Source organism: uncultured Sulfitobacter sp. (assembly GCF_947500075.1).
GTDB lineage: Bacteria > Pseudomonadota > Alphaproteobacteria > Rhodobacterales > Rhodobacteraceae > Sulfitobacter.
In genome coordinates this window covers 511737-534003 of sequence record NZ_CANMQS010000003.1, presented here as the reverse complement: position 1 = coordinate 534003, position 22267 = coordinate 511737, and the positions used below count along the sequence as shown (strand labels likewise).

Annotated in this window: 18 protein-coding genes; 10 read left to right on the top strand and 8 right to left on the bottom strand. The window is 60.9% G+C overall.

The window, feature by feature from the left end; genetic code table 11:
* Positions 1–11 precede the first annotated feature (11 nt).
* Positions 12–749: a cupin domain-containing protein gene (locus tag Q1A91_RS12460; RefSeq protein WP_299877520.1), complete on the bottom strand. Its 738-nt coding sequence runs from the start codon at positions 747–749 to the stop codon at positions 12–14.
* Positions 750–1051: 302 nt separating this feature from the next.
* Between Q1A91_RS12460 and Q1A91_RS12455 the strand changes: the two genes are divergently transcribed.
* From Q1A91_RS12455 to Q1A91_RS12425, 7 genes are all read left to right on the top strand, one after another.
* On the top strand, positions 1052–1717 hold the full coding sequence (locus Q1A91_RS12455) for a TetR family transcriptional regulator C-terminal domain-containing protein (protein WP_299877518.1): 666 nt from the start codon (positions 1052–1054) through the stop codon (positions 1715–1717).
* A gap of 160 nt (positions 1718–1877) precedes the next feature.
* A complete protein-coding gene (locus Q1A91_RS12450) occupies positions 1878–3962 on the top strand; it encodes an FAD-dependent oxidoreductase (RefSeq protein ID WP_299877515.1) in 2085 nt (694 codons plus the stop codon).
* A 21-nt stretch (positions 3963–3983) separates the two neighbouring features.
* Entirely contained in the window at positions 3984–6575 is a 2592-nt protein-coding gene (locus tag Q1A91_RS12445; RefSeq protein WP_367278674.1) for an FAD-dependent oxidoreductase, read from the top strand.
* Positions 6576–6580: 5 nt separating this feature from the next.
* Positions 6581–7873 carry an FAD-binding oxidoreductase gene (locus Q1A91_RS12440; RefSeq protein WP_299877512.1) on the top strand — a complete coding sequence of 431 codons (1293 nt, stop codon included), beginning with the start codon at positions 6581–6583 and terminating at the stop codon, positions 7871–7873.
* A 148-nt stretch (positions 7874–8021) separates the two neighbouring features.
* Positions 8022–9299: an acyl-CoA dehydrogenase family protein gene (locus tag Q1A91_RS12435; RefSeq protein ID WP_299877765.1), complete on the top strand. Its 1278-nt coding sequence runs from the start codon at positions 8022–8024 to the stop codon at positions 9297–9299.
* The gene (locus Q1A91_RS12430; RefSeq protein ID WP_299877509.1) at positions 9296–10063 is read left to right on the top strand and encodes an SDR family NAD(P)-dependent oxidoreductase; all 768 of its coding nucleotides are present in this window, start codon (positions 9296–9298) and stop codon (positions 10061–10063) included. The genes Q1A91_RS12435 and Q1A91_RS12430 overlap by 4 nt, the downstream gene beginning before the upstream one ends.
* Before the next feature lie 77 nt (positions 10064–10140).
* The gene (locus tag Q1A91_RS12425; protein ID WP_299877506.1) at positions 10141–10614 is read left to right on the top strand and encodes a hypothetical protein; all 474 of its coding nucleotides are present in this window, start codon (positions 10141–10143) and stop codon (positions 10612–10614) included.
* On the opposite strand, the gene Q1A91_RS12420 is transcribed toward Q1A91_RS12425, so the two are convergent.
* Genes Q1A91_RS12420 through Q1A91_RS12395 form a run of 6 tightly spaced genes read right to left on the bottom strand, consistent with a single transcriptional unit; the run spans position 10611 to position 16953 of the window.
* Complete coding sequence (locus tag Q1A91_RS12420; protein ID WP_299877503.1) at positions 10611–11807, bottom strand: serine hydrolase; 1197 nt, start codon at positions 11805–11807, stop codon at positions 10611–10613. The two genes, Q1A91_RS12425 and Q1A91_RS12420, sit on opposite strands and share 4 nt — an antisense overlap.
* 3 nt (positions 11808–11810) lie before the next feature.
* Positions 11811–12842 carry a phosphotransferase family protein gene (locus Q1A91_RS12415; protein WP_299877500.1) on the bottom strand — a complete coding sequence of 344 codons (1032 nt, stop codon included), beginning with the start codon at positions 12840–12842 and terminating at the stop codon, positions 11811–11813.
* 9 nt (positions 12843–12851) lie between these two features.
* Positions 12852–13841, bottom strand: coding sequence for a nitronate monooxygenase family protein (locus Q1A91_RS12410; protein WP_299877497.1), 990 nt, complete (start codon positions 13839–13841; stop codon positions 12852–12854).
* Positions 13842–13877: 36 nt separating this feature from the next.
* Positions 13878–14699: an SDR family NAD(P)-dependent oxidoreductase gene (locus Q1A91_RS12405; RefSeq protein ID WP_299877495.1), complete on the bottom strand. Its 822-nt coding sequence runs from the start codon at positions 14697–14699 to the stop codon at positions 13878–13880.
* Positions 14699–15817 carry an acyl-CoA dehydrogenase gene (locus tag Q1A91_RS12400; RefSeq protein ID WP_299877493.1) on the bottom strand — a complete coding sequence of 373 codons (1119 nt, stop codon included), beginning with the start codon at positions 15815–15817 and terminating at the stop codon, positions 14699–14701. Before Q1A91_RS12400 ends, Q1A91_RS12405 begins: the two co-directional genes overlap by 1 nt.
* On the bottom strand, positions 15814–16953 hold the full coding sequence (locus tag Q1A91_RS12395) for an acyl-CoA dehydrogenase family protein (protein WP_299877490.1): 1140 nt from the start codon (positions 16951–16953) through the stop codon (positions 15814–15816). The genes Q1A91_RS12400 and Q1A91_RS12395 overlap by 4 nt, the downstream gene beginning before the upstream one ends.
* A 145-nt stretch (positions 16954–17098) precedes the next feature.
* Here Q1A91_RS12395 and Q1A91_RS12390 point away from each other — a divergent pair, with 145 nt between their 5' ends.
* A complete protein-coding gene (locus Q1A91_RS12390) occupies positions 17099–18094 on the top strand; it encodes an NADPH:quinone oxidoreductase family protein (protein WP_299877485.1) in 996 nt (331 codons plus the stop codon).
* Here the strand turns inward: Q1A91_RS12390 and Q1A91_RS12385 are convergent.
* Complete coding sequence (locus tag Q1A91_RS12385; RefSeq protein WP_299877482.1) at positions 18091–18747, bottom strand: histidine phosphatase family protein; 657 nt, start codon at positions 18745–18747, stop codon at positions 18091–18093. The two genes, Q1A91_RS12390 and Q1A91_RS12385, sit on opposite strands and share 4 nt — an antisense overlap.
* A gap of 29 nt (positions 18748–18776) precedes the next feature.
* Here Q1A91_RS12385 and Q1A91_RS12380 point away from each other — a divergent pair, with 29 nt between their 5' ends.
* The gene (locus tag Q1A91_RS12380; protein ID WP_299877479.1) at positions 18777–19781 is read left to right on the top strand and encodes an NADP-dependent oxidoreductase; all 1005 of its coding nucleotides are present in this window, start codon (positions 18777–18779) and stop codon (positions 19779–19781) included.
* A gap of 70 nt (positions 19782–19851) precedes the next feature.
* Positions 19852–22185, top strand: a complete 2334-nt coding sequence (locus Q1A91_RS12375) for a methyl-accepting chemotaxis protein (RefSeq protein ID WP_299877476.1) — start codon at positions 19852–19854, stop codon at positions 22183–22185.
* Positions 22186–22267: the final 82 nt, after the last annotated feature.

The following is a 22267-nucleotide window of genomic DNA, read 5'->3' as shown; positions in this document are numbered from 1 at the left end:
GAACCGTGGGATCAAGCGGCGGGCGGCCGACAGGAAGACACCAAAAGCCGCGTGCCAGCGCTGACCGACCACGAAAGGCTGTGTCCCGGCGACAGATAAAAGCTCTCACCTGCCACAAACCTGTGCGCAGGATCGTCAGAGAACGCCACATCACCTGCCACCACATGCACGATCTGACGATCGGCAGACGGCGCTGGCCCCTGCGAACCTTTCGGGAAAGTCTCTGTATAGACAGACATTCTGGCGTCATGGTTCAGAAAGTGCACCTCCCGCGATGACACCGCAGGTGTTGCTGTGCGCGCTGTGTCGGTCAGATCTTCTTTGGTCAGCTTCGTAATGCGCGACAGGGAGGGGTTGTTGGCCGTGCCGGGTGCCGCGCCATCAAGGATCATGAAGATCTTGCGCACGGTTTCGGGCATCTTCCACTGACACTCAAACCCTTTGGGAATAACAAATGCCTCACCAGCGGAAACGACAACCTCTTCCCCCTCCGGCATGACCATCACAACCGTCCCTTCGAGAAGCAGCATGAATTCATCGACAGAGTAGGGCCCCGGCTTGTCATCAAACGCGGTGCAATCCCAGACACCGGCAGAGTAGTCCTCTCCCGCATCTTCGTCATATAGATGCCCTTTCTGAACCGGCGCACCAGCGGCCAGGTCAGCAGGGTTCATTTCGGGCCATAGGGTGAGCCCATGACCCTCCGGCCCATTCGTTTCGATTCGTTTCAGGGCAGAAAAATCGCTCATTCTGATGGCTCCTTAAAGTTTGCTTTGCTATCCAGCAAGTAGTTTCCAGACTTTTAATACTTACCATTCAATATCTTAGAGGAAATCAGGACATCCACGGCCTGCAGATTTCTGAAGAACACATTGGCAGGAGCTTGACGTGCAAAGCGACCATGCGCAATTGTGAATGAATGCTTGTTCAGCGGATTTCTTGTCTTAACGTCGATGTCACACGGCAAGGTGCCGATGTGCTTGACCGATTGGTATGGCTGACATGGCGCGACGACTCTCCTATCATCCCTAAAAATGACTAGGAGAATACAATGAGCGCGCAGCAAGCCCAGAAACAACCCCGCACAGCGCCAAAGGAAGTACGTCAACAGCAACTGATCGATGCCACGATCAACGTCCTTGCGGAAAAGAGCATTTCAGGCACGACCATGGCAGACGTCACCGGTCATGCAGGCTTGTCGATGGGGATTGTCAGCCTGCACTTCAAATCCAAGGACAACCTGCTGACGTCCTCGCTCAGACACCTTGCAATGGAATTGCGGGACGCCTGGCTCGTGATCTTTCGCGATCCAACACTGACCGTCCCGCAAAAGCTGATGGGCATCGCGACCGCCAGCTTCGATCCCGAGATTTGCTCGCCCAAGAAAATAGCCGTCTGGTTCGCCTTCTTCGGCGAAGCCAGATACCGCAAAGTCTACCGCGAAATGGCTGAAGAGTTTGATGACGAACGCTCAGACGCCCTCGAAGAACTCTGCACGGCGCTGATTGAGGAAGGCGGATACACGGATGTCCGCGCCGAAGATCTCGCCACCACCATGGAATGCCTCTGCGATGGGATGTGGCTGAACATGATCCTCTATCCTGAATGGATCACGCCGGACTATGCCGAGGCGCAGATGACCAATCTGCTGGTTCGGCATTTCCCCAAACACTTCGACGCGCCCCGGCATCTGCCAAAACCGTGTGGGCCGACATGAACCACAGAAAACCCTGGCGGCACGACGTTCTGGCGGACATGACCGCAACACGTGCATCATCCCGCAAAACACAAGCAGGCCCCCTTGGCGACCGCGTGGCACGCGGTCTGAACGACGCATTGTGCAACGCAAGGCATCAAGACAAACGCAAGGTTGACCCATGACAAAACAAGACAGCAGCATCCGCCCCGGCGCGCGCGATCCCCGTTATGATGTGCTGTTTGAACCTGTCAAAATCGGCCCTGTTACGGCCCGAAACCGCTTTTATCAGGTGCCCCACTGCAACGGCATGGGCCATCAATACCCGTCTTCGATGGCGGAAATGCGCGGGGTCAAAGCCGAAGGCGGCTGGGGTGTGGTCTGCACCGAACAGGTAGAGATCCACCATTCGTCCGAGCTGAGCCCCGTGATCGAAGGCCGCCTCTGGGACGACGCTGATCTGCCCACATTCCAGCGCATGACCGACAAGATCCACGAACACGGCGGTCTGGCCGGGATCGAACCCTGCTATGACGGCCTCGCCACGCCCAACCGCTACAGCCGCGAGATCCCCATGGCGCCTTCCGCGCGCCCGGTCGCCTATATGGACCCGGTGCAGGCCCGCGTCATGGACAAGACCGACATCCGCAATGTGCGTCGGTGGTACGTTAACGCTGCCAAACGCGCAAAACAGGCTGGGTTCGACATCATTTATGTCTATGCCGGACATGACCTGAACGCCCTGTCCCACTTCCTCTCCCGCCGCTGGAACACCCGTGGCGATGAATACGGCGGCAGCCTTGAGAACCGCGTGCGCCTGCTGCGCGAAGTGCTGATCGACACCAAGGAAGCCGTTGGCGACACCTGCGGCATCGCGATCCGCTTTGGCGTTGAGGAACTGCAAGGCAAGGACGGCCTGACGTCCGACGGAGAGGGCCGCGACGTGGTCGAAATGCTCGCCGACATCCCCGACCTCTGGGATGTGAACGTCAGCGATTGGGACAACGATTCCATGACGTCCCGCTTCGCCGATGAGGGATTTCAGGACAGCCATGTCGCCTTTGTCAAAAAGGTTACGAACAAACCCGTGGTTGGCGTGGGCCGCTACACCTCTCCCGACAACATGGTGCGGCTGATCAAATCCGGGCAGCTGGATCTCATCGGCGCCGCGCGTCCCTCCATCGCGGATCCCTTCCTGCCCAAGAAGATCGAGGAAGGCCGCATTGAGGACATCCGCGAGTGCATCGGCTGCAACATCTGCGTCACCGCCGATTTCACCATGACCCCCCTGCGCTGCACGCAGAACCCGACGATGGGAGAGGAATGGCGCAAGGGCTGGCATCCTGAGCGGATCGACGCGAAACACGCCGATGAAAGCGTGCTGATCGTCGGCGCAGGCCCTGCCGGGCTGGAAGCCGCCCGCGCCTTGGGTCAACGCGGCTATGACGTGACACTGGCGGAAGCGACCGGCGCAGTCGGTGGACGTGTGGCCCGCGAAGGCGCGCTGCCCGGCCTCGCTGCATGGCGGCGTGTGGCTGACTACCGCAGCTATCAAATCAGCCAAATGCCCAATGTAGAGACGTATCTGGAAAGCAATCTGACCGCCGATCAGGTGCTGGAATTCGGCGCCGATCACGTGGTTATCGCCACGGGCGCCACATGGTGCGACAGCGGCGTCGGCCGCGAGAACTTCGCGCCAATCCCCCGCGACAAAGGCGCGCCCGTGATGACCGTCGACGGCATCATGGCCGGGGAAGAAACCAAAGGCCCCGTTGTCATCTTCGACGACGATCATTTCTACATGGGTGGTGTGCTGGCGGAGCTGATCCGCGGCAAAGGCCATTACGTGACCCTTGTCACCCCTGCCGCTGACGTCTCCCATTGGACCCACAACACCCTTGAACAGACCCGCATTCAAAAACGCCTGATGGAGATGGACGTCAAGATTGTGCCCCTGCACAACGTCAGTCATATCGGCACGGACAGTGTCACGCTTGAGTGCGGCTACACTGAGCGCGAACATGACATCCCCTGCGGCACCTTCATTCCCGTCACCATGCGGCAGACCGTTGATGGCCTTTTCCATGGCGTGCAGAAGCTGATCACCGACACCGGCCCCAGTCTCACCCGCATCGGCGATTGCTTCGGCCCGGGCACCATCGCCGCCGCTGTCTACGCCGGGCACCGTTACGCCCGTGAGCTGGGCACTGAACCCACCGACGCCACCCCGTTCCGCCGCGAACTGCCGCAACTTGCCCCGCGTTAGAGCCTGTTTGGAGACCCCTGAATGACCCGCGATCCCCGCTACGACATCCTGTTCGACCCTGTCAAAATCGGCCCCGTAACAGCAAAGAACCGGTTCTTTCAGGTCCCCCACTGCACTGGCATGGGCTATCTGCGGCCCAACACCCTTGCCGCCATGCGCGGGGTCAAGGCAGAGGGCGGTTGGGGCGTGGTCTGTACCGAATACAACTCCATCCACCCCACGTCCGACGACGCACCCGGCGTGCACGCCACCCTCTGGGATGAAAGTGACATCCGTGCAAATCGCCTGATGACCGACAAGGTCCACGAACACGGCGCGCTTGCGGGTGCCGAACTCTGGTACGGCGGCGCGCGCAGCCCAAACCTCTATTCCCGCATGCCCGCGATGGACCTGGGCCACCTGCCCAACCTCGCCGGACACCCGTTCCAGACGCGCGCCATGGACAAGACCGACATCCGCAACCTACGCCGCTGGCACCGCAACGCCGCGATCCGCGCAAAGAAGGCCGGGTTCGACGTGGTCTATGTCTATGCGACCCACGGCTACCTCCTCGCCAATTTTCTCGATCCCACGATCAATACCAGAACTGACGAATACGGCGGCAGTCTGGAAAACCGCACGCGGCTGGTGCGGGAATTGATCGAGGAAACCAAAGAAGCCGTGGGCGACACATGCGCTGTCGCCGTGCGCTTCAAGGCGGATGAGACCATCGGCGAAGACGGTGTGCCTGAACATGGCGAGCGGCGTGAGATGTTCGAGATGATGGCGAACATGCCAGACCTCTGGGACATCAACATTGCCGATTACACACTTGAAATGGGCATGTCCCGTTTCGTCAAAGAAGCCGCGTTAGAGCCTTATATGAGCTGGGTGAAGTCCGTCACCGACGTGCCTGTCGTCACCGTTGGCCGCTTCACGTCGCCCGACACAATGGTCAGCCAGATCAAACGCGGCATCACTGATTTCATCGGTGCCGCCCGCCCCTCCATCGCCGACCCCTACATTCCCAACAAGATCATGGAAGGCCGCCCCGAGGACATCCGCGAGTGTATCGGCTGCAACATCTGCTACTCTGGCGATAGTCTTGGCGTGCCGATCCGCTGCACCCAGAACCCGACAATGGGAGAAGAATGGCGCAAGGGCTGGCATCCGGAGAAGGTCGCTGAAAACGGCTCTGACACGCGCGTTCTGATCGTTGGCGCTGGCCCTTCCGGCTTGGAAGCCGCCCGTGCAGCAGGGCGCCGCGGTTATGACGTCATGCTCGCCGAGGCCACCCGCGAATTGGGCGGTCGCGTCACCCGCGAAGCAACCCTGCCGGGGATGAGCGAATACATCCGCGTGCGCGACTACCGCGAAGGCCAGTTGCACAAACTACCCAACGTGGAGGTTTTCCGCGAAAGCAGGCTCACTGCCGAAGATGTCTTTGCCACCGAAGCCGATCACGTCGCCATCGCGACCGGGGCCACATGGAAGCGCGAGCGGTTTGACGGCAAAACATTCGTGCCCGTGACCACCGGGAACGCAACCGTGCTGACCCCCGATGACATCATGTCAGGCGATCTGCCCACCGGGTCCTGCGTCGTCTTTGACGGGGACAACTACTACATGGGTGGGCTGATGGCCGAAACGCTGGCGGATGCCGGATGCGACGTCACCTATGTCACGGAGGAAGACAGTGTCTCCGCCTGGGCCGGCAACACCTCAGAACGCTGGCGCATCCGCACGCAGATGATGGAAAAGGGCGTGAAGATCATCACCGCACACGCCCTGACCGCCTTTGACGGCACGACGGCAACGCTTACATGCAGCTACACAGGTCAAACGCAGGACATCGTCTCTAACAACGCTGTTCTGGCCACCCAGCGCACCCCGAACGATGGGCTCTACCACGATATCCTCGCCACTGTTGACGGTGATGCCAGCAAACTGCCTTTCACCCTGACCCGCATCGGCGATTGCGAAGCCCCCTCCATCGTTGCGGCCGCCGTCTATGCCGGTCACCTCTACGCGACGGAGATCGACGAAGCGCAGACCAAGGATCTTGATGAACCGCTGACATTCGACCGCATGGACGTTGGTGCCGCTCTGCCCGTGACCTTCACCATGGAGGATCCTGCAAATCAGGCGCAGCCCGATCCCGCATATCTCAAAACCCTGCTGGACTACTATGAAGAGGAAATCGGCGGTGTCGCCTATTACGAAGCGCTGGCCGATCTTTGCACAACGCCCGAACACAAGGAAAAGATGATCCTGCTGGCCCGTGTCGAACAACACACCGCCGACATCGTCAAACCGCTGATCGACCGCTACGGCATGACACCGCGCGATGCCGATATCCTCTGCGCCGAAGGGATCGCCGTCGCCCGCAAGGGACCGCAGGACTACGATGGCATGATCGCCGAAATGCGCCGCATTTTCCCCGGCTACATCGCCGATTTTGAACGGCTTGAACGCATGGCCCCGCCGCAAGACATGCCGATCCTCAAACGCATGACCGAACATGAGGTGGTCGCCGTGGCCTTCCTCGAACTCGAAGCAAAGGGCGATTCTGACGCGTTAGAGCCGCTTTATCGTTTCCTCGCCGCACCTGCGGCCACCACACAGGCCGCCTGACGCTGATGATCCAGAACGAACGCAAACCCCTTGCTGACAGCCTCTGGATCGCGACGGCAAACCCATCACCCGTGCGCCCTGCGCTCTCCGGGCAAGCAGAAGCCGACACCGTCATCATCGGTGGCGGGTTTACCGGCCTGTCCGCTGCCGTGCATCTGGCCGAAACCGGGCAATCCGTCATCCTGCTCGAAGCTGAAACCCCCGGCTGGGGTGCATCCGGGCGCAACGGCGGGCAAGTCAATCCCGGCCTCAAGGCCAACCCCGAAGAGACCGAAGCACGCTTCGGCGATGATCTGGGCAAACGCATGGTGGCCCTGTCGGGTGGTGCGGGCAAACTGGTTTTCGATCTGATCGCCAAGCACAACATCCAGTGCGATGCCGCGAACTGCGGCTGGATCCGGTCAGCCACCAACGCCAAGACCCTGCGCGACTTGCAGATCATCGGCCGCCAGTGGCGCGCCCGCGATCATGCGGTGGATGAGGTCAGCGCCGAGGAAATGGCGCATCTGCTGGGATATGACGGATACGTCGGCGGCCTCATCGACCGGCGCGGCGGTAACATCCATCCGCTGAACTTCGCCCTGGGTCTTGCGGCTGCCGCCGAAAAGGCGGGCGCGCGCATCCATGGCAACAGCCGCGTTACAGGTGTCGATGCAACGCCGGACCATGTCACTGTTTCAACCATGGGCGGACAGGTCACGGCCAGGCGCGCGATGATCTGCACCAACGCCTACACCGGCGATCTGGAGAACCCGCTGGGCAAGACGGTTGTACCCGTCACCTCAGTTCAGGTGGCAACAGAACCGCTTTCTCAAAACGTCGCGAAATCCATTCTGCCCGAAGGCCATTCCCCCACAGACACCCGCCGCCTGATCTTTTACTTCCGCAAAGACGCCGCAGGCCGATTCATCATGGGCGGGCGTGGTGCGATGGGCGACGGTGGTATCCTCAAACGGCAGGCGGGCCTGCGCGCGGCGGCGCGCAAAATCTACCCTCAGATCGGCGATGCCGCATGGACCCACGCCTGGGGTGGCAATGTCGCCATGACCCGTGACCATGCGCCGGGCCTGCACCAGATCGCACCCAATGTCGTCGCCGCCCTTGGCTACAACGGGCGCGGGGTGGGGATGGCCACCGCCATGGGCACCGTTCTGGCCAAATCGGCCGACGGCTGTCCCGAGGCAGAGCTTGATTTCCCCATGACGCCCGCCACACCAATCCCGTTCCACCGCTTCCGCAACCTTGGCGTTGGCACCACGGTGGCAACCTTCCGGGTACTGGATCGTCTGGGCCTCTGACCCCGCCGGCACCAGATTGTGCCAATGACCCTGCGTCGCTTTGCGGCTCAAAGGGCTTGCGCCATTGGCACGCCCCGCATTCCTGCTACTCTGCCCCCAACACAAAAATCGGGAGCACGCGATGAGCACGGAAAACACCCCCATGGAAATGAACAACCTCCAGATGTCGGAAAAGGCGCGCCCCCTTCTGGCGGCTGTCATCAAACACATCCGGGAAAACGTCGATCCCATCACCGATGAATTCTACGCCCTCGGCGAAGGCCGGGAGGATCGGTGGTCCTATGCCCCCGGTCAATTGGAACTGCTGGACGGCGCCAAACAGAAGGCACGTGATGCGGGTCTGTGGAACTTCTTCCTGCCCAATGCGGAAACCGGCGAAGGGCTGGCGAACCTCGACTACGCCTATATCGCCGCCGAGCTGGGCAAGAACCCTTTGGCGTCTGAAACGCTGAACTGCTCCGCCCCCGACACCGGCAACATGGAAGTTCTCGAACGGATCGGCACGCCAGAGCAGAAGGAGCAATGGCTCAAACCCCTGCTGGCTGGTGAAATTCGTTCCGCTTTCGCCATGACAGAGCCTGATGTGGCCTCTTCCGACGCCAAGAACATCTCCACTTCCGCCGTTCTGGAAAACGGCGAATGGGTCATCAACGGTGAGAAATTCTATATCTCCGGCGCGGGTGACCCACGTTGCAAGATCATGATCGTGATGGTCAAAACCTCCCCCGAGGCGGAATCCTTCCGCCAGCAAAGCCAGATCCTTGTCCCCATGGACGCACCGGGTGTCGAAATCCTCGGCCCCATGCACGTCTTCGGCCACGACGACGCCCCGCATGGCCACATGCACATCCGTTTCACAGATGTCCGCGTGCCCGAAAGCAACATCCTCTGGGGCGAAGGGCGCGGGTTCGAGATCAGCCAGGTTCGCCTTGGACCGGGGCGCATCCATCACTGCATGCGCTCCATCGGGCAGGCGGAAAAGGCGCTGGACCTGATGATCGAACGCGGGTTGGAGCGTGAAGCCTTCGGCAAGAAGATCGTTGCCTTGGGCAAGAACATGGAAACGATCAGCCGCGCCAAGATCGAGATCGAAGCGATGCGCCTGATGGTCCTGAAGGCCGCCAAAGCCATGGATGTGCTGGGCAACAAGGAGGCGCGCATCTGGGTCAGCATGATCAAGGCCAAAGTGCCGGAGCAGGTGTGCAACATCATCGATGACGCGATGCAGATCTTTGGCGCTGCCGGCATCAGCCAATGGTCGCCCCTCTCGGGTATGTATACCGCCCAGCGCACCCTGCGTTATGCCGATGGCCCGGATGAAGTGCACCACCACGTCATTGCCCGCGCCGAAGTGCAGGCGTTTCAGGCGTCCAACACCCGTGGATCAAAATCCGGCACCGCAGGCAAACCGCGCGGTGGGCAATGAGCCTGTTTGATCTGACTGGCAAAACCGCGCTGCTGACCGGGGCGTCGCGCGGCATGGGCCTCGCCATGGCCACGGCGCTGGCTGATCACGGCGCAACCGTTGTGATCTCCGCCCGTGGGCAGGACGCGCTGGATGAGGCTGCCGCTGGCATCAACGCACGCGGCAAGGGCAAGGCCTATGCCTTTGCCGCCAACGTCGGCGAGAAGGCACAATTGGAAGAACTGGTGACGAAGGCCCGCAACCATGCAGGCCCCATCGACATCCTGTTCGGCAACGCGGGCGTCAATCCGCACTACGGCCCCACGATGGAAATCCCCGACGCGGCGTATGAGAAAACCATGTCCGCCAACGTGCAATCCAATCTCTGGCTCGCGCGGCTCTGTGCGCCTGATATGGCAGAACGGGGCGGTGGGTCGATGGTGTTCACCTCCTCCATCGGGGCCTTCAAATCCACCGAAGTGCTGGGCACCTACGGGGTCTCGAAACTCGCTCTGATCGGGCTGGTCCGCAACCTTGCCACTGAACTGGGACCATCAGGCATCCGCGTCAATGCGCTCTGCCCCGGTCTGGTGCGCACCGAATTCGCCCGCGCCCTGTGGGACAACCCCGAAGCCGAAGCCCGCGCAAAGAAGGACATCCCCCTGCGCCGTCTGGGCGAAGCGGATGACTTCGAAGGCATCGCCGTGTTCCTTGCCTCCGGCGCAAGCACATACATGACTGGGCAGGCTTTGACCGTCTGCGGTGGCTCCAGCATGTGGGCCTGACTGACCCATCCCACTTGCCCGAATGGCGCCGCAGATGAACCAACATTCCGCCGCAGTTCCATGCCAAGCCCGTTTGTATGGAACAGAACGCAGATCCTTTCATGCAAGGCGCGCCGCAACTCTTCAATAAATGGGGGTTCTGGGCATTGCTCTTCGGTGCCACGGCGCTGATCCTCGTCTTCGCGCAGATGGCCCTTCCGATGTTTGAGGCAAAACCCTCAGCCGGAGCGCAGATCGGTGAGATCGCCGGAGACATCAAACGCTCCGCCTGGCGCACCTTCCTTGGACTGCCCAAACCGGAACCTGAGGTCGTCGCAACACCGATCTGGGCCTATCTCGCGATGGCCGCGCCGGTGATGGGCATCCTCGCCATTTGCCTTTCTGTGATCTCTGCGATCCTGCGGGAAAACTGGCGCTTTGCCACCTATGCAACGTCATTTGGCGTCGCAGCCATCGTGTTCCAGATGTTCTGGTGGGTCGCACTTTTGATCGCGGGTGTCGCACTGCTTGTCTCCATCATTGAGAACATGGGCGACATCTTCAGCTTTTAGGTCAACGCCCCGTGCACCAGCGCCTTGAGCTGCGGACGGTTGGGATAGGAGCTGCTGGGCGATAGCTGTGTGAAGAACACCACGCTCAAGTCTTCCACCGGATCAACCCAGAAAAACGTCGATGCCATCCCGCCCCAGCCGAAATCGCCCACCGACCCCGGACAGCGCGCAATCGCCGGGTCCAGCACCACCGCACCGCCAATGCCAAACCCCATCCCGTCCATCGGCAGTTCGGCAAAGCTGCTTGGCCCCATGGAGGCGATGTCCCCCGGCAGATGGTTGCGCATCATGAACGAAAGCGTTGAGGGCGATACCAGCCCCGCGCCGCCTGACCGCAGCGCCTCGGCAAACTTCATGTAGTCGTCGATTGTACCCACCAGACCACCGCCGCCTGAGTGCATCTGCGTGGTCAGAAAAGGCGACGTGCCCGGCGCATCATCCAGCCGCAGGGTGTCATCGCCAAACCCGGTGCCGTTCAAATCAAACGAGTTACCGGCCAGCGGTGTATAAAGCGCCGCAAACCGATCCCGCGCGCCCTCCGGCACGGCAAAGTGTATGTCGTCCATCCCCAAAGGCCCGAGGATCTCATCAACCAGAAACGCCTCCAGCGTCTTGCCTGACGCCACCTCGATCACCCGCCCGATCACGTCGATCCCGACGGAATACTCCCACCGCTCTCCCGGCGCGAAGGCCAGCGGCAGCGCCGCCACCTGATCCACCTGATCGGCCAACACCCGCTTGCCCGGTCCGAACACCAACCGCTGCTCCGCCATCGCGGCGCCCAGCACGCCGGGATTGAACGGATAGCTCAAACCGGAAGTATGGGTCAGCAGCTGGTGCAACGTCGGCACTGCACAGGGCGCGGTCTGCGTAATGTCCTCCGCCCCCGGCACCAGACAGCGCGCATCGGCAAAGCCGGGGATGAACGCGGAAACAGGCGTGTCCAAATGGAACAGCCCCCGCTCCACCAGCATCATCAACGCAAGCGAGGTGATGGGTTTGGTCATGGAATAGATCCGCGCCACCGTATCGCGCTCCCACGGCGCACCCGTCGCCAGATCCCGCAAGCCGCACTGCTGGTAGTAAACCTCAGTCCCGCCCTGCCGGATCAGCGTCGCACAGCCCGCAAAACGCCGCGCTTCGATATGGCTTTCCATCCATGTCGTGATCCGTTTCAGGCGGTCGTTGTCCATGTCTCAGCCCCTTTTCAGGGCGTCCAGCCCGTGCTGCGCAAAAACAGGCACGTACTGCCCCAACTGCTTCGCACGCTCAGGGTTGGAGGCATTGCCATCCAGCGCCCGTTTCAACACCCCCTGAATGATCGCCGCCATGCGGAAGAAACAGAACGCCAGATAATAGCCGAAGTGGTCAATCTCGCTCAGCCCCCGCCGCGCGCAATAAGCCTCGATAAAGGCGCGGTCACTGGGCAATCCCAGCGCCTCACGGTCCAGCCCTCCCATGCCGCGCCCTTCGTCCCCCGCAGGCATCTGCCACTGCATGATCACCGCAGCCAGATCGGCAAAGGGATGGCCCGTGGTCGACAATTCCCAGTCCAACACCGCCCGGCACGCCGTGCTTTCCGCGTCAAAGATCATGTTGTCGATCCGGTAATCCCCATGCACCAGCGTGCGCTGCCCGTCATCCTCAGGCCGCTCCGCCACCAGCGCCTCCATCAGCTTGTCCATCGCCGGGATCGAAACCGTTTCCGACGCGCGATACTGTTTGGACCAGCGCCCGACCTGCCGCTCGAAATAATTCCCTTCCGGCCCGTAATCGGACAGGCCGACAGCGCCGATATCGACACTATGCAAGGCCGCGAGCACACGGTTCATCTCATCAATCACCGCACCCCGGTCAGCGGGGGTCAAACCCGGCATCGACGGATCACCAAAATTCCGCCCCGGCACATGGTCCATGACATAGAACATCGACCCGATCACATCGTCGTCTTCACACAACAGGTGCATCTTGGCGACAGGCACGTCACTCCCCGCCAGTGCGCTTTGCACCCGAAATTCGCGATCCACCGCATGAGCAGATTTCAGCAACACACCGGGTGGCTTGCGCCGGAGCACGTAGGCATGCGTGGGAGTCTTCAGCAGAAACGTCGGATTCGACTGCCCCGTCTGGAACTTGGTGACCTCCATCGGGCCTTCAAACCCCGGCAGATGTGTTTCTAAATAGGCGGATACCGCCGCTTCATCCAGTGTCTGTGTATCCGCGCTCATGCCATCACCTCACGAAAATTCAGCGGCCAGTTTTCGACCAGCGGCCAGATATTCCTTCTCCATCCGGTCCACGATGGCTCCCGCTGGCCCTACGGACTTCACCGCGCCAATGCCCTGACCAGAGCCCCAGATCGTCTTCCACGCCTTCGGCTTTGACGACCCGTCCGAGAAGTTCATCGACGACGCATCCGCCTGCGGCAGGTTATCCGGGTCCATCCCCGCATTGCGCACCGACCCTTTCAGGTAGTTGCCCCAAACCCCGGTGAACAGCGAGGAATAGACGATGTCATCCGCCCCGCTCTCCACGATCATGTCCTTGTACCCCTGATCCGCGTTCGCCTCGTCCGTCGCGATGAAGGGCGAGCCGGTATAGCCCAGATCAGCCCCCATCGCGCGCGCGGCCAGCAAGGCCTCTCCTGTGGCAATCGACCCGGATAGGGCAATCGGCCCGTCGAACCATTCGCGGATTTCACCGACCAGAGCAAAAGGCGACTGCTGCCCCGCATGCCCGCCTGCACCGGCAGCCACGGCCACCAGCCCATCGGCACCCTTTTCGATCGCCTTTCGGGCGAATGTGTTGTTGATGATGTCGTGCAGCACGATGCCCCCGCAAGAATGCGCCGCTTCGTTCACCTCCACCCGCGCACCCAGCGAGGTGATCCAGATCGGCACCTCATGTTTCACGCAAATTTCCAGATCCCGCTCCAGCCGTCCATTCGACCGATGCACAATCTGGTTCACCGCGAAAGGTGCGGCAGGGCGGTCCGGGTGAGCCTGATTGTGGCGATCAAGCTCTTCCTTGATCTGGGTCAGCCAGGTGTCCAGCAGCGGATGCTCCCCTTCACCCTCCCGCGCATTCAACGCAGGAAATGAGCCGACAATCCCCGCCTTGCACTGCGCAATGACCAATTCAGGCACGGATATGATGAAGAGAGGAGAAGCAATCATCGGCAGGCGCAAACCCTGAAGGGCCGATGGAAGATGGCTGTCGTCGCGCATGAAACGTCCTTTTGTCTGTGTTTGGCTCGTGGAGGCTTACCCCATGGCGCCTTCGAAGATATTGGGTGCCGCGACCACGTTCAGGCCACCCGACACCGGAATCACGGCCCCGGTCACATAGGCCCCGCCGCGCCCGCTCAGAAACAGCACGCAGCCCGCGATATCCTCATCCCGGCCCACCCGTTTCAGCGGCACATGTTTGGCCACTTGTTCCCGGTTGTCCTCCGCATGGGTGGCAAAAGCGGTCATCCGCGACACAAACGGTCCCGGCGCCAGCGCATTGACGGTCACATGATGCCCGGCCAATTCCTTACCCATGATCTTGCTCAGATGGATCACCGCCGCCTTGGACGCGGAATAGCTATAGGCCCCATCACCAATCTCCCGCTCTCCCATCAGGGAAGCGACATTGATCACCCGCGCGGGATCATCCACCGTCCCGCCCGCGACCAGCATCGGTAACAGCTTCTGCGTCAGGTCAAACAGCCCCGCCACATTCACGTCCATCACCTTCTGCCAGGCCTCGAAGGGAAACTTGCCCATCGGCGCGCCCCAGGTGGTGCCCGCATTGTTCATCAGGATATCGAGCCTGTCGGTATGTTCCCTGACCGACGCCACCAGCGCATCGACGCCGGCCTCCGTCCCCACATCTCCGGCAAACCCGGTCGCACGCCCCGACGCGCCCAGCGCGTTCAACTCTGCCGCGACCGCTTCACAAGCCTCGCCCTTGCGGCTGGCCAGCAGTACATGCGCACCGGCGCGCACAAGCGCCTCTGCCGCCATGCGCCCAATCCCGGTTGCTCCGCCTGTGACCAGCGCCACCTTGCCTTCAAGCCCGAAAAGCGTCTCTAAATCCATCAAAAGCCCCTGTATCTGGCCACTTGTTCGGCGTGATAGCTGTAGTCCCCCAGCCATTCCGCCCCGACCCGCGCGCGTTTCATGTAGAACCCCATGTCATAGGCATCCGTCATGCCGATCCCGCCGTGCATCTGCACACCTTCCTGCACCGCCAGTTGCGCCGTCTGCGTGGCTTTCGCCTTGGCCAGCGACACCGCCATCGCGGCATCTTCGAGTGCGCTGTCCAACAGCCGCCCTGCATTGAGGATCGCCGAAGACGTCACCTCAACCTCGCACCACAAATGCGCCGCGCGGTGTTGCAGCGCCTGAAAGCGGCCAATCTCAACTCCGAACTGCTTGCGTTCTTTCAGATAATCGACAGTCATCGCAAAAGCGCCTGCGGCCAGCCCTGTCATCTCCGCCGCCAGCGCCGCCTGTCCGGCTTGCAAAGCGGGCCGCAGCACGTCCATCGCATGATCCACCTGTCCCAGCACATCGGCACCCGTGGCCTCCACATCCTCAAACGTGATCCTCGCGGCATCCCGCGCGTCGATCATCGCCCGCGCGTCACGGCTGACCCCGGCGGCGCCTGCATCCAGGTCAAACAGCGTCAGACCCTCCGCCGTCCGCGCCAACACCAGCAACCGATCCGCCAACGCACCATCGACAACAAACTGCTTCGTGCCGTTCAGCCGAAACCCGTTTCCATCCGCCTCAGCCGTCATTTCCACCTTGTTAGGGTCGAATTTCGCACTCTCATCAACCGCCAACGCATAGGTCACCTCACCGCCGGCAATTCGCGCCAACGCTGCCTCCGCCCGCGCATCTCCAATCTGCCGCAAGGCCGTCGCTGCAATCACAGCCGTCGACAGGAACGGAGAAGTCACTAGCGTCTTGCCCATCTCCTGCGCAATCACATTTGCCGCTGCATACCCCATGTCAGAGCCGCCTTGCGCCTCAAGCACCAGCACCCCGGCCCAGCCCATGCGTGCCATCTCAGCCCACAGGGCCGGGTCATGCGTCTCTCCCGCATCCCGCAGGGCGCGCAAATGCGATACCGGGGCTGCATCATCCAAAAACCCGCGCGCCATATCGGCGAGCATGACTTCCTCTTCGGCCTGAACCAGCTTCACACTCATGCCGGCAACCCCAGCACACGGCGCGAGATGATCGACAGCATCACCTCACTTGTGCCCCCTTCGATGGAATTCGCCTTGGTCCGAAGCCAGTCCGCCGGGCGGTCGCCCCACTCCAGCGCGTCCGATCCGTCGGCCATCATCATCAACTCATGCCGCTGCTTGTTCAGCTCTGTACCGAGATACTTCAGCATGGCGGAGGCATCGCCAGCCCCCTGCCCGGCTTCCGCCATGTCCCGGTAGCGCTCCAGCGTCAGACCCATCGCCAGCTGATCCACCTCGCACCGCATCGCCGCCGCTCGCAGCGTCGCATCCTCCAGCCCCGCGTCGCCTTCGGCCAGCACCGCGCCCAAGGGCCGCCCACCCGCCTGCAACATGCCAGAGCCGGAGATCATCTCCCGCTCATGGGTCAGCAGATACTTCGCCACATCCCAGCCCCGGTTCACATCGCCCACAATCTGCTCTTTGGGCACTTTCACATCCGTGAAAAACGTCTCGCAAAACGGCGACGCGCCAGAGATCAACTTGATCGGCCGTGTGTCAACACCGGGATCGTTCATATCGATCAGCAGAAAGGAAATACCCTTGTGCTTGGGCGCTTCCCGATCCGTGCGCACCAATGCGAAAATCCAGTCGGCCTTATCCGCATAAGACGTCCAGATTTTCTGCCCGTTCACGACCCAATGATCGCCCGCATCCGCACCAAAGGTCTGAACGGAGGCCAGATCAGACCCTGCACCGGGCTCTGAATACCCCTGACACCACCGCACCTCACCGCGCGCAATGGGCGGCAGATAATGCAGTTTCTGCTCATGTGTCCCGAAATGCAGCAAGGCTGGCCCCAGCATCCAGATGCCGAAACTCTGCAACGGGAACCGTGCGCCGATCCGCGCAATCTCCTCGTCGAAAATCTTCTGTTGATCCCGGTTCAGCCCCGCACCACCGTATTCTTTCGGCCATGTCGGCACAGTGTAGCCTTCGGCAACGCAGGCATTCAGCCATTCACGCTGCGCGTCACTGCTGAAAACCCAATCCTTGCCGCCCCAGCAAATTGTCTCCTCCGAGGCAGCCCCATCGCGCATTTCGGCGGGGCAATACGCTTCCAGCCAATCGCGCAGGTCTTTGCGAAAATCTGTCATGGTGTCAGTCACAGCCCATCCTCCCCCGATTGACCAGCGGGACGCTGCGTCACCCCGCGAAAGGCAAGGATTGCACGGCACTATGGCGTTGACAATGCCGCCCCGCACACCGCCCTATCAGGATCACACAGACAGGAGAAACCCCGTGAAAGCCATGCTCAGCGAAGCCCCCGGCGGCCCCGAAACCCTTGTGCTCAAGGATCACACCCTGCCCGAGCCGAACAAGCGGCAGGTGCGCATCCGAGTGCGGGCTGCGGGGCTGAACTTTCCCGACACGCTGATCATCCGTGACATGTACCAGATGCGCCCGCCGCGCCCCTTTGCCCCCGGTGGCGAGGTGGCTGGAGAGATTGAAGCCGTTGGTGAAGGCGTCACCGGCTTCGCCATTGGCGACCGCGTGCTGGCTTTGACGGGTTTCGGCGGTTTCGCCACCCATGTGCTCGCTGACGCCACCAGCACCAGCAAGATCCCCGACGCGATGCCCTATGAGGACGCGGCCTGTTTCATCTTCACCTACGGCACGTCGCATCATGCGCTCAAAGACCGGGCGAAACTGCAACCCGGCGAAAGCGTGCTGGTCCTTGGCGCCGCTGGCGGCGTGGGTGTTGCTGCAATCGAACTTGCCAAAGCGGCAGGTGCCAAGGTGATCGCTGCCGTATCGTCCGACGAAAAAGCAGCCTTCTGCAAAGACTGCGGCGCGGACGAAACAATAGTCTATCCAAGGGAAATGGACCGCGACGCGCAGAAAGAGTTCTCTGCCCAGATCAAGAAACTGGCAGGTGGTCAGGGCGTGAATGTGGTCTATGACTCGGTCGGCGGCGACTACGCCGAACCCACCCTGCGTGCCATGGCGTGGGAGGGACGCTTCCTCGTCGTCGGTTTCCCTGCTGGCATCCCCAAAATCCCGCTGAACCTCACCCTGCTGAAAGGCAGCCAGATCGTCGGTGTTTTCTGGGGCGCCTCCGTCATGCGTGACCCTGCGGGCCATGCGGCGAACATGGGCGAGTTGTTCGACATGTACGCCAACGGCCAGATCAAACCGCGTATCTCCGCCCGCTTCCCGCTGGAAGACGCGCCCAAGGCCCTGAAATTGATGCAGGACCGCAAGGTGCTGGGCAAGGTTGTGCTGAACGTAGACTAGGGCAGATGCGCCACGTCATTGAAGCCACGCAAAATCATGCGGTCCCGCGCCACCACCAACCGGCTGATCGACCCGTTGTTGGCCCCGTTGAACGCAAAGGGGCGCGACCCGGTTGCCAGCGCCATGGCCGCGCCGACAACACCACCATGCACCACGACCGCGACCATCTGATCCGCATGGGCCGCCGCAATGCGCCACAGACCGAGCGAGACCCGTTTGTGCAAAGCTGCGGTCGTCTCTGCACCGGGGATTTCGCCCCATTCCTCGCGCTCCCGTGCACGCACAAACGCGGGGTCATTGGCGGCAGCGCGGAAGCGGTACTCGCCGCCGTCCCAGTCCCCCAGAAACACCTCTCGCAGATCGGGCTCAATCCGGGGTGCATGCCCCAAAGCCGCCGCCAAAGGTCTGGCGGTTTGATGGGTCCGCTGCATGGTTGTCACGTAAATCGCCGCAATAGGCTCTGTTTTCAGCCGCTCCGCCACAGCCAGCGCCTGCGCTTCCCCTTCGGCCCGCAACGGCGGGTCGCCCTGCCCGTCCACCATGGGAAACATCTCTCCGCGCACGGCGGCCTGCGTCTCTCCATGCCGGATCAGCAGGATGTCACACGCCCCTTGCGGCAGCTTGAACCGATGCTGTCGCGCTTCATCTTTCATGCCATTCCCTTCCCCTGACAGGAGCCCCCATGACCAACCGCCAGATTGTCATCGCAGAACTGCCCACCGCCGCCCTGACGCCAGCGCATTTCAACCTCATCGAAACACCCATGCCCGAGCCGGGCGATGGAGAGCTTCTCCTGCGAGTGATCCTCATGTCGATTGATGCCGCAAACCGGTCCTGGATGAAAGGTGCGACCTACCGTGCTGCGGTGAATGCCGGTGATCCGATGCCCACCTACGCCATCTGCGAAGTGATGACCTCCCACAGTCCAGGATTCTCCCCCGGCGACATTGTCGCGGCAGAAGCAACATGGTCAGACCACATCATCATCCCCGCCCACCGGGTGATGAAACTCCCCAAGATAGAGCCGCTATCCCATCATATGTCCGTCTACGGCATTGCCGGAAAGACCGCCTATCACGGCCTGATGACCATCGGCCAGCCGATGCCGGGGGAAACAGTGCTCGTCTCTGCTGCGGCGGGATCCGTGGGGGGCTATGTCGGCCAGATCGCCCGCGCCATGGGTTGCCGTGTTGTTGGCATCGCAGGCGGGCCCGAAAAATGCGCTTGGGTCACTGAAACGATGGGGTTTGATGCCTGCCTTGACTACCGCGATCCGGGCTTTGGCAAGGCCCTCGCTGCCGCCTGCCCGGATGGGGTGGACGTCTATTTCGACAACGTCGGCGGCCGTATCCTTGAACGCGCATTGAACCTGATGAACGAACGCGGCCGCGTGGTGTGCTGTGGCGCGATCAGCCAATACGACACTGACAACGTCACCGGGCCACGCAACTTGCCGGGGGTGGTCGTGGTCAAGCGCCTGCGCATGGAAGGCTTCATCGTCACCGATCATACCCGCGACGACCCCCGCGCGCTGCGTGCACTGCGCCATTGGGTCAATGCAGGCCAGATCGTTGTGACCGAAGACATCGTGGAAGGGTTGGAGAACGCCCCCCATGCCTTGATCGGGCTGCTGTCGGGTGACAACAAAGGCAAACGTATGGTGCGGGTCAGCGCTGATCCCGGCTGATGTGGCGATACATCAGGTGTTAATGCTTTGCTGCGACGTTCTGATCAAACTTTGATCCGGAGAATCGCACGTGTCTATTGTAAAACGCATCTATCTTGGGATGGGCGCCATGATCGCCTTGATCGTGATCGCAGGGTCCTATTCGATCTATCAGGCCACGCGGATTTCGCAGAATTTTTCTGAGTTTAAGGAAATCTCCACAACCGCAGCCATTGCTGATTCCATGACGTCGAGCCTTATTGACGCGCGGTTGGCTTCGTTTCAGTTCCGGACCGGATCAGGTACCGAAGCCGCGGATATTCTCATTGCCTCCTTCGACGACATCTTTGCCAAAAAGATCCTCTTGTCCGACCGTTTGAAAGGCACCTCCCTGAATGACACGATCACCGACGCCGTCGATCAATTGCAGATATACAAGGCAATCGTTGAGGAGCTTGTCACGCTCAGGCTTGCAATCGATGAAGAGCTGCTGGAACTCCGGGCGCTGGGTACACAGGCCCGCCAAAGCCTGTCACGGGCATCCGAATCTGCTTACGAACAACAGCAGTACAACGCAACATTTCGTGCCGCCCAGTCAAACGTGAATCTTCTGCTGAGCAGAGCCTACTTCGAGCGCTTCTTGCTCACCAACAACTTAGAGTATTACGAGCGTGCAAAAAAGGAAACCGAAGGCGCGTTGCTGAAAATGACCTGGCTGGAAGGCTCGGTGGAAGGAACCGAAACCGGCGCGCTGGTATCAGATGCAATCGCCGCGCTGAATTCGTTTGCCGATCTTCAAACAAAAGCCAGCCAAGATTGGAACGCCAAATTGGCCAGATATGCCGAGATGGACAGGCTCGACCCTGACATCATGAGCAAAATCGTACAGATCTCCAACGCCCTCGACCAAGGCCGGGCCGCAACCGGGGAAGCGGGATCAGCGGTCGCCGAATACGCCATCCGGATTGTCAGTTTGATCGTTGCCTTCGGCGTGCTCATTGGGGCCACCTTGGCTTTCGTCACCGGCCGCAGCGTATCCCGCAGCCTGACAAAAGCCACCGGTACGATGCGTACATTGGCCACCGGCGATCTGGATGTCGAGATTGAGAAAAGCGATGCGGAAACCGAAGTTGCCCAGATCAACAATGCTCTCATCGTCTTCCGCGACAATGCCCTCTCGGCCCGGAAAATGGATGCGGAGATAAAGGAAAAGCAGGCGCTTGAAACCGCGCGGGAAGCAAAGGAACAGGAAGACAAGGCACAGCGGGAAGCGGAAGAGCGTAAACGGCAAGCGGCCGAACGCGCGGCAGAGCAGGAACGCCTCGAAACGCTGGTCGGCTTTCAAAGAAACGTCGAAGAGGTTCTGGATGCAGCCGCCTCGGGGAATTTCTCAAACCGGATGCCGACCAATCAGGATGATCCCAGCCTCAAAGGCCTGTCCGACATCATCAACCGTCTTCTTGTTGCAACTGAAAACAACATCAACGACATGATGACCAGCATTGGCGAGTTGTCCAATGGCAACCTCCAGGTCCGGATTGAGGGGGAAAGACTGGGCGCATTCAACCGCATGCAGGAGGATTTCAACACCGCGCTGCAATCGGTCGAAGACACCATTTCATCCGTCGTGCAAAGCGGACAAAGCGTCAGCGCAACCTCTTCCGAACTGGAAACCTCCTCACACGGGATGGCCAAACGCGCGGAGACAAGTGCCGCGTCTATCGAAGAAACCTCCGCCGCGGTGGAGGAGATTACCGCCAGCATCCGCCAGGTTGTCGCCAGCGCAAAAAGCGCCGAAGACGCGACGCTGCGGGTGCGCGACAGCGCTTACAAGACCCAGGAAGCCGCGAATGAGACCGAAGCCTCGATCAACCAGATGACCGAAGCCTCTGCCGAGATCAACCGCGTCATCAACGTGATCGAAGACATCGCCTTTCAGATCAACCTGCTCGCTCTGAATGCCGGCGTCGAAGCGGCCCGCGCAGGCGAAGCCGGGCGCGGCTTTTCCGTCGTCGCGTCCGAAGTCCGCGCGCTTGCCCAGCGGTCCAAGGACGCCGTGCAGGAGATCAACGATGTGATCCAGCGCAACAACAAGACCGTCGAAGAAGGCGTCACCAAGGTCACGCAGTCGCGCACCGCCGTTGAAGGGATCATTTCAGAGGTGGAAGTTGTATCTGGCCAGATATCGGAAATCGCCCTTGCCGTCGAACAGCAATCCCATGGCATCGAGGAAGTGAATACCGCCATCCAATCCATCGATTCCGCCTCGCAGGTCAACGCCGCAACTCTGGAGGAAATGACCGCCGCCAGCGTATCACTCAGCGGCGAAGCAAAGTCCCTGGATGAAGCGCTGAGCCATTTCCACACAAGCGCTCGCGCCGCGCACCACGGTCACATTGACCATGATGCAGAGGCTGCGGCATGACATGTTACGAATAAGAGGACCGCGTGAACAATCAGTAACATTTAGCTTGTCACACCCCTGATCATTGCCTATTCTGACCCCT